The organism is Citrobacter sp. Ce006, from assembly GCF_030336535.1.
In the GTDB taxonomy this organism is placed as follows: domain Bacteria; phylum Pseudomonadota; class Gammaproteobacteria; order Enterobacterales; family Enterobacteriaceae; genus Citrobacter; species Citrobacter europaeus.
Genome location: NZ_JAOWDO010000067.1, coordinates 33288 through 47140 on the forward strand (window position 1 = coordinate 33288; position 13853 = coordinate 47140).

15 protein-coding genes are annotated in these 13853 nt (G+C 48.6%); 11 read left to right on the forward strand and 4 right to left on the reverse strand.

Going from position 1 to position 13853, the window contains the following annotated elements:
* The first annotated feature begins 1 nt into the window (after position 1).
* The gene (locus tag OGV94_RS09220; protein WP_080625067.1) at positions 2-355 is read left to right on the forward strand and encodes a hypothetical protein; all 354 of its coding nucleotides are present in this window, start codon (positions 2-4) and stop codon (positions 353-355) included.
* A gap of 176 nt (positions 356-531) precedes the next feature.
* A complete protein-coding gene (locus tag OGV94_RS09225; protein WP_080625068.1) occupies positions 532-1386 on the forward strand; it encodes an aldo/keto reductase in 855 nt (284 codons plus the stop codon).
* An 82-nt stretch (positions 1387-1468) separates the two neighbouring features.
* Here OGV94_RS09225 and OGV94_RS09230 read toward each other — a convergent pair whose 3' ends face one another.
* Together OGV94_RS09230 and gapA are read right to left on the reverse strand one after the other, a co-directional pair.
* Positions 1469-2353, reverse strand: a complete 885-nt coding sequence (locus tag OGV94_RS09230; RefSeq protein ID WP_286523176.1) for a D-hexose-6-phosphate mutarotase — start codon at positions 2351-2353, stop codon at positions 1469-1471.
* 83 nt (positions 2354-2436) lie between these two features.
* A complete protein-coding gene (gene gapA / locus OGV94_RS09235; RefSeq protein ID WP_003030697.1) occupies positions 2437-3432 on the reverse strand; it encodes a glyceraldehyde-3-phosphate dehydrogenase in 996 nt (331 codons plus the stop codon).
* A 341-nt stretch (positions 3433-3773) separates the two neighbouring features.
* Between gapA and msrB the strand changes: the two genes are divergently transcribed.
* Both msrB and OGV94_RS09245 read left to right on the forward strand, forming a co-directional pair.
* A complete protein-coding gene (gene msrB / locus OGV94_RS09240; RefSeq protein ID WP_043016643.1) occupies positions 3774-4187 on the forward strand; it encodes a peptide-methionine (R)-S-oxide reductase MsrB in 414 nt (137 codons plus the stop codon).
* A 42-nt stretch (positions 4188-4229) separates the two neighbouring features.
* Entirely contained in the window at positions 4230-4505 is a 276-nt protein-coding gene (locus OGV94_RS09245) for a YeaC family protein (protein WP_043016642.1), read from the forward strand.
* A gap of 44 nt (positions 4506-4549) precedes the next feature.
* Here OGV94_RS09245 and yajD read toward each other — a convergent pair whose 3' ends face one another.
* Positions 4550-4894 (reverse strand): HNH nuclease YajD, encoded by a 345-nt coding sequence (gene yajD / locus OGV94_RS09250; protein ID WP_043017929.1) that lies wholly within the window; start codon positions 4892-4894, stop codon positions 4550-4552.
* 93 nt (positions 4895-4987) lie between these two features.
* Positions 4988-6241, reverse strand: coding sequence for a chitinase ChiD (gene chiD / locus OGV94_RS09255; RefSeq protein WP_043016641.1), 1254 nt, complete (start codon positions 6239-6241; stop codon positions 4988-4990).
* A 296-nt stretch (positions 6242-6537) separates the two neighbouring features.
* On the opposite strand from chiD, the gene OGV94_RS09260 reads away from it, so the two are divergent.
* The 7 genes from OGV94_RS09260 (at position 6538) to OGV94_RS09290 (ending at position 13782) form a co-directional block, all read left to right on the forward strand.
* A complete protein-coding gene (locus tag OGV94_RS09260; RefSeq protein WP_043016640.1) occupies positions 6538-7614 on the forward strand; it encodes a zinc-binding dehydrogenase in 1077 nt (358 codons plus the stop codon).
* 26 nt (positions 7615-7640) lie between these two features.
* Entirely contained in the window at positions 7641-9020 is a 1380-nt protein-coding gene (locus OGV94_RS09265) for an MFS transporter (RefSeq protein ID WP_286523178.1), read from the forward strand.
* A 17-nt stretch (positions 9021-9037) separates the two neighbouring features.
* Positions 9038-10081, forward strand: coding sequence for an NAD(P)-dependent alcohol dehydrogenase (locus OGV94_RS09270; protein WP_043016638.1), 1044 nt, complete (start codon positions 9038-9040; stop codon positions 10079-10081).
* Positions 10082-10105: 24 nt separating this feature from the next.
* A complete protein-coding gene (locus OGV94_RS09275; protein ID WP_286523182.1) occupies positions 10106-10942 on the forward strand; it encodes a ketose-bisphosphate aldolase in 837 nt (278 codons plus the stop codon).
* Positions 10943-10946: 4 nt separating this feature from the next.
* Positions 10947-11894 carry a sugar kinase gene (locus tag OGV94_RS09280; protein WP_043016636.1) on the forward strand — a complete coding sequence of 316 codons (948 nt, stop codon included), beginning with the start codon at positions 10947-10949 and terminating at the stop codon, positions 11892-11894.
* A 9-nt stretch (positions 11895-11903) separates the two neighbouring features.
* Positions 11904-12887 carry an NADH-dependent methylglyoxal reductase gene (ydjG, locus tag OGV94_RS09285; RefSeq protein ID WP_043016635.1) on the forward strand — a complete coding sequence of 328 codons (984 nt, stop codon included), beginning with the start codon at positions 11904-11906 and terminating at the stop codon, positions 12885-12887.
* A gap of 136 nt (positions 12888-13023) precedes the next feature.
* The gene (locus OGV94_RS09290) at positions 13024-13782 is read left to right on the forward strand and encodes a DeoR/GlpR family DNA-binding transcription regulator (RefSeq protein ID WP_043016634.1); all 759 of its coding nucleotides are present in this window, start codon (positions 13024-13026) and stop codon (positions 13780-13782) included.
* Positions 13783-13853: the final 71 nt, after the last annotated feature.

Below are 13853 nucleotides of genomic sequence, written 5' to 3' on the forward strand. Positions count from 1 at the left end.
TATGAAAAAATTAATAATTATCGCTGTGCTGGCAGCGACATCTGCAGCGGTGCCCGCCTATGCCATCAGTGAAGCATATCGACAGCAGCTGCAGCATGAACATAAAACGATGGTCAGCGATGCGAATGCTCCGGTACACGTCACTAAAATCACACCAGTGCATGTGAATAAACTGGGCGTAGACTTTAAACGCGGCGCTGATGGTATTGCTTATATTAATGGCAAAGCTGCGGCAAATGATGAGAACAGTGCAGAAGCTCAGACTTATAGCGCGGGCCTGATTTCCGTCATCGTTTATAAAAATGGAAAGATCAATGCGATGAAAGAGGGTAAATATTTAGGCCGCTTGAAATAATCGCCGCGCAGTTAAGAATTTTTTCTATTTAGCCCGGGAACATTATTTCTTCCCGGGTTTTTTATGCCATTGCCATAGCGGTCAATCCCAATCACGGATGGTGCAATTTGTGCACCTTAACAGGACACATGCCGGTTGTTTTGCTTTACTGTGGTGCATTAACACAGGAGGGTGCGATGACAGCGAAACAGGTGATGTTTACAAAGCAGGAATCGCTTCCTGCTATTGGGCAGGGAACATGGTACATGGGCGAGGACCGAAGCCGACGCCGGGATGAGGTTTCAGCCCTGCGAGCGGGTCTTGATCTCGGGCTACGGCTGATTGATACCGCCGAAATGTATGCTGATGGCGCAGCGGAAGAGGTAGTGGGTGAAGCAATAACGGGGCGGCGTGATAACGCCTTTTTAGTCTCGAAAGTTTATCCCTGGAATGCCGGTGGACAGAAGGCCATTACCGCCTGTGAAGCGAGCTTGCGTCGACTGAAAACTGATTATCTGGATCTCTATTTGCTGCACTGGTCGGGAAATTTTTCATTTGCTGAGACCATCGACGCTATGGAAGCGCTTATCGCGCAGGGGAAAATCCGTCGCTGGGGCGTCTCAAATCTCGATTATGATGATATGCAGGCGTTATGGCAGGTACCTGGTGGACGGGAATGCGCAACTAACCAGGTGCTTTATCATTTAGCATCGCGCGGTATTGAATATGATTTGCTGCCGTGGTGCCAGCAGCAGCAGATGCCAGTTATGGCTTACAGCCCACTGGCTCAGGCAGGTCGACTGCGCGGTGACTTGCTTTCTAACTCTGTGGTTAACGACATTGCGCGCGCGCACAATGTTAGCGCTGCTCAGGTTTTGCTGGCGTGGGTGATTCGTCTTCCGGGCGTAATGGCGATTCCGAAAGCGGCAAGCGTAGCGCATGTGGAACAGAATGCCGCTGCCCTGGAGATAGCGCTCTCTGTTGATGAGCTGAAGCAGTTAGATAAGGCATATCCGGCACCAAAAGGCAAAACGGCGCTGGATATGGCCTGATTTGTCGAATAGCCTACGGCTGCGAGCGGTTTGTAGGCCGGATAAGGCGTGAGCCGCATCCGGCATGGTGCGCAGAGCTGTGTTAGCGTTTAGCTACCCGGATAGTTTGCGCCAGGCGAGACGGTTTTTCTTCAGTGGTTTTCTGCGGAGCTGTCGCATAAGCCGTCTCTACGCAAACAAACGTTTTGTAGCCGTCATCAGGGATGTCGCCCATGCTGACGGACAGTGCCGGGCCCGGGTTCCAGCCCACGACGTTCAGATGATGGTGGTGGACGACGTCGATATTGCGATTCAACGCAGCATCATGAATCACGCTGCACGCTTCCGGGTTCAGATAGACACGATCGGTCCTGTCCGGGAAGGTCTGGATACCATCAGCCAGCACATCTTCTTTAGCATCATTCACTTTATCGATCAGTCGATCGCCAAGACCACTGACTTTCACTGCCGCAATGTCACCCACGTTGAAATAGGTATGCAGCGCAGAGGTGGTTTCAAACTCACCGTGAGCTTCCAGTTCCATCTCACAGGTAGCGCCCACTTTGAAACGGGCCAACAGGCAGAATTCATGCGGCCATAGCTGACGCGTTTCAGCGTTGCTTTGCAGTTCAAACGTCAGCACCACGCTATTGTCGTCTTCGTTGTGTGCTTTTAGCGTCCATGGCAGGTTACGGGCAAAGCCATGAGAAGGCAGACCCTGCTGAGCCGCCGGACCAAACCACGGCCAGCATATTGGTACGCCGCCACGCAGCGCTACGCCGGTTTTAAACGGAGTGTTGTTACTTAACCACAGAACTTCCTCTTCGCCGTTTGGTTTCCAGGAAAGAAGGTGTGCGCCCTGCAGTGCGAAAGAAGCTTTAACCTGTGGGTGATCGACAACAAGAACCTCAAGCTCATCAAGCTGACGGCGGGAGAGGACAGAGGTAATTTGTTCAATGACCGGGAGAGCGAAAATTTTGTTAATCATGATGCAATCCTTGGTGTTTAAATATTTTGGTCATAAAAAAAGGCGACCGAAGTCGCCTTTTTGGATCAGATACTCATCTCAACTTATTTGGAGATGTGAGCAATCAGGTCCAGAACTTTGTTGGAGTAACCAGTTTCGTTGTCGTACCAGGATACCAGTTTCACGAAGTTGTCGTTCAGTGCGATACCAGCTTTAGCATCGAACACGGAAGTGCAAACTTCACCGTTGAAATCGGTAGATACTACGTCGTCTTCGGTGTAACCCAGAACGCCTTTCATCGGGCCTTCGGAAGCAGCTTTGATTGCTTTCTTAATTTCTTCGTAAGAAGCAGCTTTTTCCAGACGAACGGTCAGGTCAACAACAGATACGTTCGGGGTAGGAACGCGGAACGCCATACCAGTCAGTTTGCCATTCAGTTCTGGCAGTACTTTACCTACAGCTTTAGCAGCACCGGTAGAGGACGGGATGATGTTCTGGGATGCGCCGCGGCCGCCGCGCCAGTCTTTGTGAGACGGGCCATCAACGGTTTTCTGAGTAGCGGTGGTTGCGTGAACAGTAGTCATCAGACCTTCGATGATGCCGAAGTTGTCGTTGATAACTTTAGCCAGCGGAGCCAGGCAGTTAGTGGTGCAGGAAGCGTTAGAAACGATGTCCTGACCTTCGTATTTGTCAAAGTTAGCGCCTTTAACAAACATCGGAGTGTTATCTTTGGACGGACCAGTCAGAACCACTTTTTTCGCGCCAGCAGTGATGTGCTTACGAGCGGTTTCGTCTGTCAGGAACAGGCCAGTAGCTTCAGCTACTACGTCAACACCAACTTCGTCCCATTTCAGGTTAGCCGGATCACGTTCAGCGGTAACACGGATTTTTTTACCGTTTACGATCAGATGACCGTCTTTCACTTCAACGGTACCGTTGAAACGGCCGTGAGTGGAGTCATATTTCAGCATGTAAGCCATGTAGTCAGCGTCTAACAGGTCGTTGATTGCAACGATCTCGATGTCAGAGCGTTCTTGAGCAGCACGGAAAACAATGCGACCGATACGGCCAAAACCGTTGATACCTACTTTGATAGTCATATATTCCACCAGCTATTTGTTAGTGAATAAAAGGTTGCCTGTAAAATTACAAAAACCTTACGCAGCGTCAAGCGGAATCGTGTCAATCATTGCGACAAATCAAACTGCTGCCTAAGCTTTGCGCAACTGACTCGCCTCACTCTTCCTTTGGGCTTGAAACCACATGGGGTCGGCGGCCCGAATTTTAAAGGGCAATCAAGATAAAAATGTGATTCTGATCACGAATTGCAGGCTGCCATTTCGCAAGGATCAAGTTTAGAACAAAAGTTCGTACTCCGGTGTTAATGTTTTGTTAGAATCTGTCTCGCGATGTGAGTTTAGATAAAGCGAGATGTGAGCAAATGGCTAATCAACCTTCTCCAGAAGAACTGAAAAATAATTTAACCGAAATGCAGTTCTACGTGACGCAGAATCACGGGACAGAACCGCCATTTACCGGGCGTTTGCTGCATAACAAACGTGACGGCATCTACCACTGTCTGATCTGCGACAAACCGCTATTTCGTTCCGAGACAAAATATGACTCTGGCTGCGGCTGGCCCAGCTTTTACGAGCCTGTCAGTGAAGAGGCTATCCGTTACATAAAAGATACGTCACACGGTATGCAGCGCATTGAAATCCGCTGCGGTAACTGCGATGCGCACCTGGGACACGTCTTCCCGGATGGCCCGAAACCTACCGGTGAACGTTACTGCGTTAACTCAGCGTCTTTGAACTTCACCGATGGTGAAAACGGTGAGCAAACCAAGGGCTGAAGAAACGATTCAGCAAATTATTCTGCGGAGAGTGGATTTAACATGAATCTTGATGAGATGATCAACAGCATGACGCCGGAAGTTTATCAGCGCTTATCTACTGCCGTTGAACTCGGAAAATGGCCGGATGGCGTGGCGCTAACGGCAGAACAAAAAGAGAACTGCTTGCAATTGGTCATGTTATGGCAGGCGCGAAACAATATTGACGCGCAGCATATGACAATTGATACCAACGGTGAGATGGTGATGAAGAGTAAGCAGCAGCTGAAAGTGGAATTTGGTATTTCACCCGAACCGATAGCGACGTTTAAATCTTGATTACCCAGGCCCGGCATATATAGGTGTCGGGCCCGCAGCTGATGTTATTTCTTGTTCATCATCGCCTTCAGATCGGCGAACGGGTTATATTTCGCTTCGCCGACGTCTTTCTGCGCATCTTCGCCCGCCACTACGGTAGAACCATACTGATCCACTTCTGTGTATTTCGAGTGCTCATGATCGTGGCAGTACAGGCACAACATTTCCCAGTTGCTACCATCTTCCGGATTATTGGAGTGATCGTGATCGATATGGTGTACCGTCAACTCGCGCAAATTTGAATACGCGAATTCACGGGAACAACGTCCGCAGACCCAGGGAAAGAGTTTAAGCGCCTTTTCCCGGTAACCGACTTCCAGACGGGCGTAATTTTTAGGGATAAAAGCCATAAAGCTCATGCCTCCAGTAGAAAATGAAGAGCTGCGCCAAAAGCGGGCGCAGCAGAATGCGCTAATCATAACCTATTGTGTCAGGCGTTGGGATCAGTGTTTGATGCCTAACGAATCGGCTAACTGCTTCGCCAACTGATTTTGGTCATCCGCACCGTATTCCCAGAACATGGCGCCACCCAGCCCCTTACTCTTGATGTAGTCAGCCTTAATCGCTACCGAGCGCGGATTTTCATAGGAGAGAGCAAAGAGTGCTTTTCCATCCGCAGACTTTACCGATAACCACGGCACTTTCGCTTCATCATCCCAATGTTGGCTAAAGCGCTTTTGCGGATCGTTGATCAACTTCGCCACGATATCGTTGTACTTCACATAGGTATCTTTGCTCAGATCGACGCCCAGTGATTTGAACAACTCAATTTGCGCGGGTTCGAAATAGGGCTGGGTAACGGGGTTTTTCTGCGCGTCGGGTTTGCTCCAGTCAATGCCTGGCTCAACGGCGCGTTTTGGTACTCGTCCATAAAAACCAATGCCAAGGTTCATCTGACTCGCTTTTAGACCAGCGGCAAGATAGTTGTTAACGACAAAATCGGCGCTGTACTTATCCGCCGTGGCGACCGTCGGCCAATGCGTCGAATCGTACAGGTTCGAGTTGAAATACTGGGTGCCGTAAGCCATGTCATAAGTCATCAGGTTGATGTAGTCGAGCGATGGCGCAATGGCTTTCACATCCACCCAGCTTTTCGGGCTTTCCGCATTCGCGCCCACGGCGATGGTCAGTAGTTTTTTATGCCCTAATGCGGCACGCAGCTCAGTTAACAGTGCGGTAAAGTTAGCGCGGTCGCCCGGCTGACTTTCGACCAGTCCCCAGGCGCCATTGACTGGATATTCCCAGTCGAGATCGATGCCATCAAGACCATATTTCGCAATTATCTCCTGCGCAGACTGAATAAACACCGCCCGTGTTTCTTTCGTTGCCGCCGCGCCAGAGAATCCACGTGCGCCCCAACCACCGACGGAAAGCAGAACTTTCAGGTTCGGGTTTTGTTTACGCAGTTGTGGAATTTTCAGCAAATCATCCTGCACTTTCTGTGAAAGCCAAATCTGATGCAACTTGCTGGCGTCTTTTAAGGCGTCATTGGTCTCGTCTTTTTCATTGTTGTAGACAAGGCCAAATGAATAGTTGAGGTGGGTTATCTGACGAACATCCAGTTTATTGATGTCGCCACCGGGGCCGGCAGTGACGTCGCCGCCACCATTAAAGTAGCCAACTGACATCAGTGAACTGGCGGAAACAACGCTGGCGCAGAGCAGGGGTAATGCTGCCAACAAAGGCAATAGTTTCATCGGTGTTCCTCTTTGACATTTAAACAAGCAAACACGCCACGGAAATGGCGTGGCGAAAAAAACAGCACTCGTAGGTTAACAGTTTCATAACAGAAAAAATGCGAAGAGGTTCACGCCATTTTTAGCGAAGCGGCTGCCGTGTTCCATTGAGTTTCAGTTCATCTTTGCACTGATTTGTGATCTGAGTTGTGAAATGCAGATCTGTATCTGTGTTTTAAAGATTTAATGTTGACCTCAAAAATTATATGGATAAGTATGATGACCACTGATGCAAAACGAACACAAAGGAAAATTCAATGAAAGCACTGGCAAGATTTGGCAAGGCCTTTGGTGGCTACAAGATGATTGATGTTCCGGAGCCAGTATGCGGTCCGGATGACGTTGTGATTGAAATCAAGGCGGCTGCTATCTGTGGCGCGGACATGAAACACTACAATGTCGACAGTGGATCCGACCTTTTTAATTCGATTCGTGGTCATGAATTCGCTGGGCAAATTGTACAGGTTGGCGACAAGGTTAAGGACTGGAAGGTAGGGCAGCGAGTGGTGTCAGATAACAGCGGGCACGTTTGCGGCGTATGTCCTGCATGCGAACAAGGCGATTTTCTTTGTTGTACAGAAAAGGTGAATTTAGGTCTGGATAACAATACCTGGGGCGGTGGGTTCTCGAAATATTGTCTGGTCCCTGGGGAAATCCTCAAGATTCACCGTCACGCGCTGTGGGAAATCCCTGCTGGGGTCGATTATGAAGAAGCGGCTGTGCTGGATCCTATCTGCAATGCCTACAAATCTATCGCTCAGCAATCCAAATTTCTTCCGGGCCAGGACGTTGTGGTTTTCGGTACCGGCCCGTTAGGACTCTTTTCCGTACAAATGGCGCGCATTATGGGGGCTGTTAATATCGTGATGGTCGGGCTGGAAGACGATGTCGCGGTGCGTTTCCCCATTGCCAAAGAAATGGGGGCGACAGCGGTCGTCAACGGTTCGACCGAAGATGTGGTTGCACGTTGTCAGGAAATCTGCGGGAAAGACAATCTGGGACTGGTTATCGAATGTTCCGGTGCCAACATTGCCCTTAAACAATCAATTGAAATGCTGCGTCCCAACGGTGAAGTCGTCCGCGTGGGCATGGGCTTCAAGCCTCTCGAATTTTCCATTAACGACATCACTGCGTGGAATAAAAGCATCATTGGCCATATGGCTTACGATTCCACCTCCTGGCGCAATGCCATCCGTCTGCTGGCCAGCGGCGCGATCAAAGTCAAACCGATGATCACTCACCGTATTGGTCTGTCGCAATGGCGCGAAGGTTTTGACGCCATGGTCGATAAAACCGCGATTAAGGTCATCATGACCTATGACTTTGATGAATAACCCATTTATTAAAGGAAGGTTCCCGGATGGAACAGATAGCAAAACCGCACTGCGGCGCGAGGTTAGACAGGCTGCCTGACTGCCGCTGGCACATGTCGATGTTTGCAATGGTTGCCTTCGGATTACTGGTTTGTTGGAGTAATGCCGTTGGCGGATTAATTCTCGCGCAGTTAAAAGAACTCGGCTGGACCGATAATTCCACCACCGCCACGTTTTCTGCCATTACGACGGCAGGAATGTTTCTCGGCGCGCTCGGGGGGGGAATTATCGGTGACAAAACCGGGCGTAAAAACGCATTTATCTTGTATGAAGCGATTCATATTATTTCTATGATAGTTGGTGCGTTTTCACCCAACATGACCTTCCTGATCGCCTGTCGTTTTGTAATGGGAGTTGGATTAGGTGCATTGCTGGTGACCTTATTTGCCGGGTTTACCGAATATATGCCAGGCCGAAATCGTGGTACCTGGTCCAGTCGGGTATCGTTTATCGGTAACTGGTCTTATCCACTTTGTTCGCTGATTGCTATGGGGCTGACACCACTTATCAGCGCGGAATGGAACTGGCGTGTACAGTTGTTGATTCCAGCTGTGCTGTCGCTTATAGCAACTGTTATTGCATGGCGCAGTTTCCCGGAGTCGCCTCGCTGGCTGGAATCTCGCGGACGCTACCAGGAAGCCGAACAGGTAATGCGGATAATTGAGGAGGGCGTTATTCGCCAGACCGGCAAGCCGCTGCCACCAGTCGTAATAGATGATGATGGCAAACAACCGCGTTCTGTTCCGTATTCCGCCTTATTAACAGGGGTGTTACTTAAACGGGTTATTTTGGGTTCCTTTGTTCTGATTGCCATGAACATCGTGCAGTACACCTTAATTAACTGGCTACCGACAATATTTATGACTCAAGGTATTAATCTGAAAGACTCCATTGTTTTAAATACCATGAGTATGTTTGGCGCGCCGTTTGGGATTTTTATCGCCATGCTGGTAATGGATAAAATTCCGAGAAAAAGCATGGGAGTTGGCTTATTAGTATTAATCGCTGTGTTGGGTTATATCTATTCACTGCAAACCAGCATGCTGTTAATAACATTAATTGGTTTCTTCCTTATTACATTTGTTTATATGTACGTCTGTTATGCCTCAGCGGTTTATGTTCCGGAAATATGGCCGACCGAGGCGAAACTTCGCGGGTCTGGGCTTGCCAACGCGGTAGGGCGTATCAGCGGTATCGCGGCACCTTATGCTGTCGCGGTATTGCTTAGCAGCTACGGTGTGACGGGAGTATTTGTACTACTTGGCGCTGTCTCAATTATTGTCGCGGTTGCTATTGCCACTATCGGAATCGAAACAAAAGGCGTCTCTGTCGAAAGTCTCGGTATTGATGCAATTACCAGCAAATAATATTGATGGGAAATAAGATGAAAAATTCAAAAGCAATCTTAAAAACACCGGGAACGATGAAAATTATCGACGCCGAAATTCCGGTGCCAAAAGAGCATGAAGTGCTGATTAAAGTGGAATACGTTGGAATTTGTGGATCAGATGTTCATGGTTTTGAATCGGGTCCTTTTATTCCGCCGAAAGATCCCAATCAGGAAATTGGTCTGGGGCATGAATGCGCTGGTACGGTGGTGGCGGTAGGAAACCGAGTGACAAAATTTAAACCCGGAGACCGGGTGAACATTGAGCCGGGCGTGCCGTGTGGTCACTGTCGCTACTGTCTTGAAGGGAAATACAACATCTGTCCGGACGTCGATTTCATGGCCACTCAGCCCAATTATCGCGGCGCGCTAACCCACTATCTGTGTCATCCGGAGAGCTTCACTTACAAGCTGCCCGATAACATGGACACGCTGGAAGGCGCGCTGGTGGAGCCTGCGGCGGTCGGTATGCATGCTGCAATGCTGGCGGACGTTAAGCCGGGCAAGAAAATCATCATTCTGGGGGCTGGCTGTATTGGTTTAATGACCCTGCAAGCTTGTAAATGTTTGGGCGCAACCGACATTGCGGTGGTTGATGTGCTGGAAAAACGCCTGGTGATGGCCGAGCAACTTGGGGCGTCGACCGTTATCAACGGTGCAAAAGAGGACACCATCGCCTGTTGCCAACAATTCTCTGGCGACATGGGGGCGGACATTGTTTTCGAAACCGCCGGCTCAGCCATCACCGTTAAACAGACTCCCTATCTGGTGATGCGCGGCGGGAAAATTATGATCGTGGGTACAGTACCTGGTGATTCAGCGATTAATTTCCTCAAAATTAACCGTGAAGTGTCGATTCAGACGGTTTTTCGTTATGCCAACCGCTACCCGGTAACGATTGAAGCCATCTCCTCTGGTCGTTTCGATGTGAAGTCGATGGTGACGCATATTTACGATTATGCAGATGTTCAGCGCGCGTTTGATGAATCCGTTAATAACAAGCGTGAAATTATCAAAGGCGTTATTAAAGTAAATCATTAATTTATTGAAAAGGGAGAAGTAACCATGTTGGCAGATATTAAATATTGGGAAAATGATGCCCAAAATAAACATTATGCAATTGCCCACTTTAACGTGTGGAATGCAGAAATGCTAATGGGGGTGATGGATGCGGCGGAAGAATCTAAATCGCCGGTGATTATTTCCTTCGGCACTGGTTTTGTAGGTAATACCTCATTTGAAGATTTCTCGCACATGATGGTTTCAATGGCGAAAAAAGCCTCGGTTCCGGTTATTACGCACTGGGATCACGGACGCAGCATGGAAATTATCCATAACGCCTGGACCCATGGTATGAATTCGCTAATGCGTGATGCCTCTGCCTTTGATTTTGAAGAGAATATTCGTCTGACGAAAGAGTCTGTGGATTTTTTCCATCCGCTGGGCGTGCCGGTCGAAGCTGAACTGGGCCATGTGGGGAATGAAACGGTTTATGAAGAGGCGTTGGCGGGCTATCACTATACCGACCCAAGCCAGGCGGCGGAATTTGTCGAGCGTACCGGCTGTGATTCTCTGGCGGTGGCGATTGGCAACCAGCACGGGGTTTATACCTCTGAACCGAAACTTAATTTCGAGGTTGTTGAGCGCGTACGCCGGGCGGTTTCTGTTCCGCTGGTGCTACACGGTGCGTCAGGTATCAGCGATGCGGATATCAAAAAAGCCATTTCATTAGGCATCTCTAAAATCAACATTCATACTGAACTATGCCAGGCCGCCATGGCGGCTGTACAAGCGAATCAGAATCAGCCGTTTCTCCACGTTGAACGTGAAGTTCGTAAAGCAGTAAAAGAGCGAGCATTAGAAAAAATTAAATTGTTTGGCTCTGACGGTAAAGCGGAATGACAATATGGATAATATCGAGGTTATTTGTATAGGGGCGGCAATTGTTGATATTCCTTTGCAGCCAGTGAGCAAAAATATCTTTGATGTAGACTCTTATCCTTTAGAAAGAATAGCCATGACCACGGGCGGCGACGCTATTAATGAGGCGACCATTATTTCTCGCCTTGGCCATCGTACAGCGTTAATTAGTCGGGTGGGGGATGATGCGGCAGGTCATTTTATTATCGAACATTGTCGTCGGGAGAGTATCGATATTCAGAGTCTGAAACAGGATGCCGATGTTGATACCTCTATCAATGTGGGCTTAGTCACTGCTGATGGTGAGCGTACTTTTGTGACTAACCGCAACGGCAGCCTGTGGCAGTTGAATATAAACGATGTAGATTTTGACCGTTTCTCTCAGGCAAAACTGCTATCGCTGGCAAGTATTTTTAATAGCCCATTATTGGATGGCGATGCGCTGACGGCAATTTTCACTCAGGCGAAAGCGCATCAGTTAATTATTTGTGCCGATATGATCAAGCCGCGGCTTAATGAAACACTGGAAGATATTCGCCAGGCGTTAAGCTACGTCGATTATCTGTTTCCCAATTTCGAGGAGGCAAAACTGCTCACCGGGAAAGAGACGCTGGATGATATTGCCGACAGTTTCCTGGACTGTGGCGTGAAAACAGTTGTGATTAAGACCGGCAAAAGAGGCTGCTTTATCAAACGTGCCGATCTGAAAATGGAGGTCCCGGCAGTTTCGGGAATTACCGCTATCGACACCATCGGTGCGGGAGACAATTTTGCCTCGGGATTTATCTCTGCACTGCTTGAAGGCAAGCCGCTGCGCGAGTGCGCGCTGTTTGCTAACGCAACGGCAGCGATATCGGTACTGAGCGTGGGCGCCACGACGGGCGTGAAGAACAGAAAGTTGGTTGAACAACTTCTTGACGAATACGAAGGGTAATAGCGGCAGATGAAAATGATTCCTTTAGGCAGTACGGATATTATGCTTTCCCGCATGGGATTAGGCACATGGGCCATTGGCGGCGGCCCAGCATGGAATGGCGATCTCGATCTGCAGATTTGTATCGATACCATTGTTGAGGCGCATCGCTGCGGTATCAATTTGATAGATACCGCGCCAGGCTACAACTTTGGCAACAGTGAAGTGATTGTCGGGCAGGCGCTGAAAAAGCTGCCGCGCAGTGAGGTAGTGGTTGAAACCAAATGCGGCATCGTCTGGGAGCGAACAGGTAGCCTGTTTAACAAAGTGGGCGATCGCCAGCTGTATAAAAACCTCACGCCTGAATCTATTCGCGAAGAGGTTGATGCCAGCCTGCAAAGATTGGGTATCGACAGCATTGATATCTATATGACCCATTGGCAGTCGGTCGAACCCTGTTTTACGCCGATAGCGGAAACCGTTGATACGCTGAACGCCCTGAAGAAAGAAGGCAAAATTCGGTCTATAGGTGCCGCAAACGTGGATGCCGGGCATGTCAGGGAGTACCTCAAACATGGCGAGTTGGATATCGTGCAGGCCAAATACAGCATTCTTGATCGTGCACTGGAAACTGAACTGCTGCCGTTATGCCAGCAGAATGGCATTGTTGTGCAGGTTTATTCACCGCTCGAGCAGGGACTCCTGACCGGGACTATTGATCGGGATTATGTCCCTGGCGGTGCGCGGGCCAACAAAGTCTGGTTCCAACGGGACAATATGCTGAGGGTGATTGACATGCTTGAGCAATGGCGGCCGCTGTGCGAGAAATACCATTGTACAATCCCCGCGCTGGCTCTGGCGTGGATATTAAAGCAAAGTGATTTAATCACCTTACTGAGCGGCGCAACTGCGCCTGAGCAGGTTCGTGAGAATGTTGAGGCGTTAACTATTCCTCTGTCAGATGATGATTCATTATTGATGAGACAAATGGCAGAAGCGTTGGATAGCAAATAAGCCTGATGGGACTGACCTCTGTTTCTGTGTAAAATAGCATTAAAATCTGTGATTCAGACATGTTCTTTTGAAAATAAACATAGCCTGTGAGATACTAGGGTCTTATTATTACTTTGCAGGAAACAGAGGTGTCATCGTGGCGGCAAAAGACAGGATTCAGGCCATTAAGCAAATGGTGGCTAACGATAAGAAAGTGGCGGTATCGAATTTAAGTTCAATCTTTCAGGTAACTGAGGAAACGATTCGCCGCGATCTTGAAAAACTGGAAGATGAAGGTTTTTTGACTCGAACATATGGCGGTGCAGTGCTCAATACCACCGCGTTGTCCGACAATATTCATTTTTATAAGCGAGCAAAATCTTTCTTTGAAGAGAAGCAGATCATTGCCCGTAATGCATTGCCGTTTATTAAAAATAAGACCACGATGGCTGCCGACTCCAGCAGTACTGCGATGGAATTATTAAAGCTGTTGAAGGAAAGAAACGATCTGACACTGCTTACCAACTCGGCTGAAGCTTTTCATGAATTGGCGCAGTCAGAAATTAACGTGGTTTCTACCGGCGGTGAATTGAACAAGAATACACTGTCGCTGCAGGGAAGGATCACCAAGGAGATTATCAGCCGCTATCATGTTGATATTATGGTGATGAGCTGCAAAGGACTGGATATGCAGAGCGGGGCGCTTGATTCTAACGAAGCGGAAGCGGAAATCAAAAAAACCATGATCCGTCAGGCGACTGAAGTGGCGCTGTTGGTTGATCACTCAAAATTTGATCGCAAAGCTTTCGTCCAGCTCGTTGACTTTAGCCATATTAATTATCTTATAACCAATAAGGCACCGGGTGCAGAGTGGATTGCATTTTGCCAAGAGAATAATATTCAACTCGTTTATTAATTGTAGCGTGAGTTGCGTCGATATTATTTTAGTTTGCACCTGGAAAATGCCATAAGAATCTAATGATGATG

Bases quoted from the DNA above. Each gene is read 5' to 3' on its own strand.
- OGV94_RS09260 (WP_043016640.1), top strand. From the start codon at position 6,538: ATGAAAGCACTGGCAAGATTTGGCAAGGCCTTTGGTGGCTACAAGATG.
- OGV94_RS09220 (WP_080625067.1), top strand. From the start codon at position 2: ATGAAAAAATTAATAATTATCGCTGTGCTGGCAGCGACATCTGCAGCG.
- gapA (WP_003030697.1), bottom strand. From the start codon at position 3,432: ATGACTATCAAAGTAGGTATCAACGGTTTTGGCCGTATCGGTCGCATT.
- OGV94_RS09225 (WP_080625068.1), top strand. From the start codon at position 532: ATGACAGCGAAACAGGTGATGTTTACAAAGCAGGAATCGCTTCCTGCT.
- OGV94_RS09275 (WP_286523182.1), top strand. From the start codon at position 10,106: ATGTTGGCAGATATTAAATATTGGGAAAATGATGCCCAAAATAAACAT.
- ydjG (WP_043016635.1), top strand. From the start codon at position 11,904: ATGAAAATGATTCCTTTAGGCAGTACGGATATTATGCTTTCCCGCATG.
- msrB (WP_043016643.1), top strand. From the start codon at position 3,774: ATGGCTAATCAACCTTCTCCAGAAGAACTGAAAAATAATTTAACCGAA.
- yajD (WP_043017929.1), bottom strand. From the start codon at position 4,894: ATGGCTTTTATCCCTAAAAATTACGCCCGTCTGGAAGTCGGTTACCGG.
- OGV94_RS09265 (WP_286523178.1), top strand. From the start codon at position 7,641: ATGGAACAGATAGCAAAACCGCACTGCGGCGCGAGGTTAGACAGGCTG.
- OGV94_RS09270 (WP_043016638.1), top strand. From the start codon at position 9,038: ATGAAAAATTCAAAAGCAATCTTAAAAACACCGGGAACGATGAAAATT.
- OGV94_RS09245 (WP_043016642.1), top strand. From the start codon at position 4,230: ATGAATCTTGATGAGATGATCAACAGCATGACGCCGGAAGTTTATCAG.
- OGV94_RS09230 (WP_286523176.1), bottom strand. From the start codon at position 2,353: ATGATTAACAAAATTTTCGCTCTCCCGGTCATTGAACAAATTACCTCT.
- OGV94_RS09280 (WP_043016636.1), top strand. From the start codon at position 10,947: ATGGATAATATCGAGGTTATTTGTATAGGGGCGGCAATTGTTGATATT.
- chiD (WP_043016641.1), bottom strand. From the start codon at position 6,241: ATGAAACTATTGCCTTTGTTGGCAGCATTACCCCTGCTCTGCGCCAGC.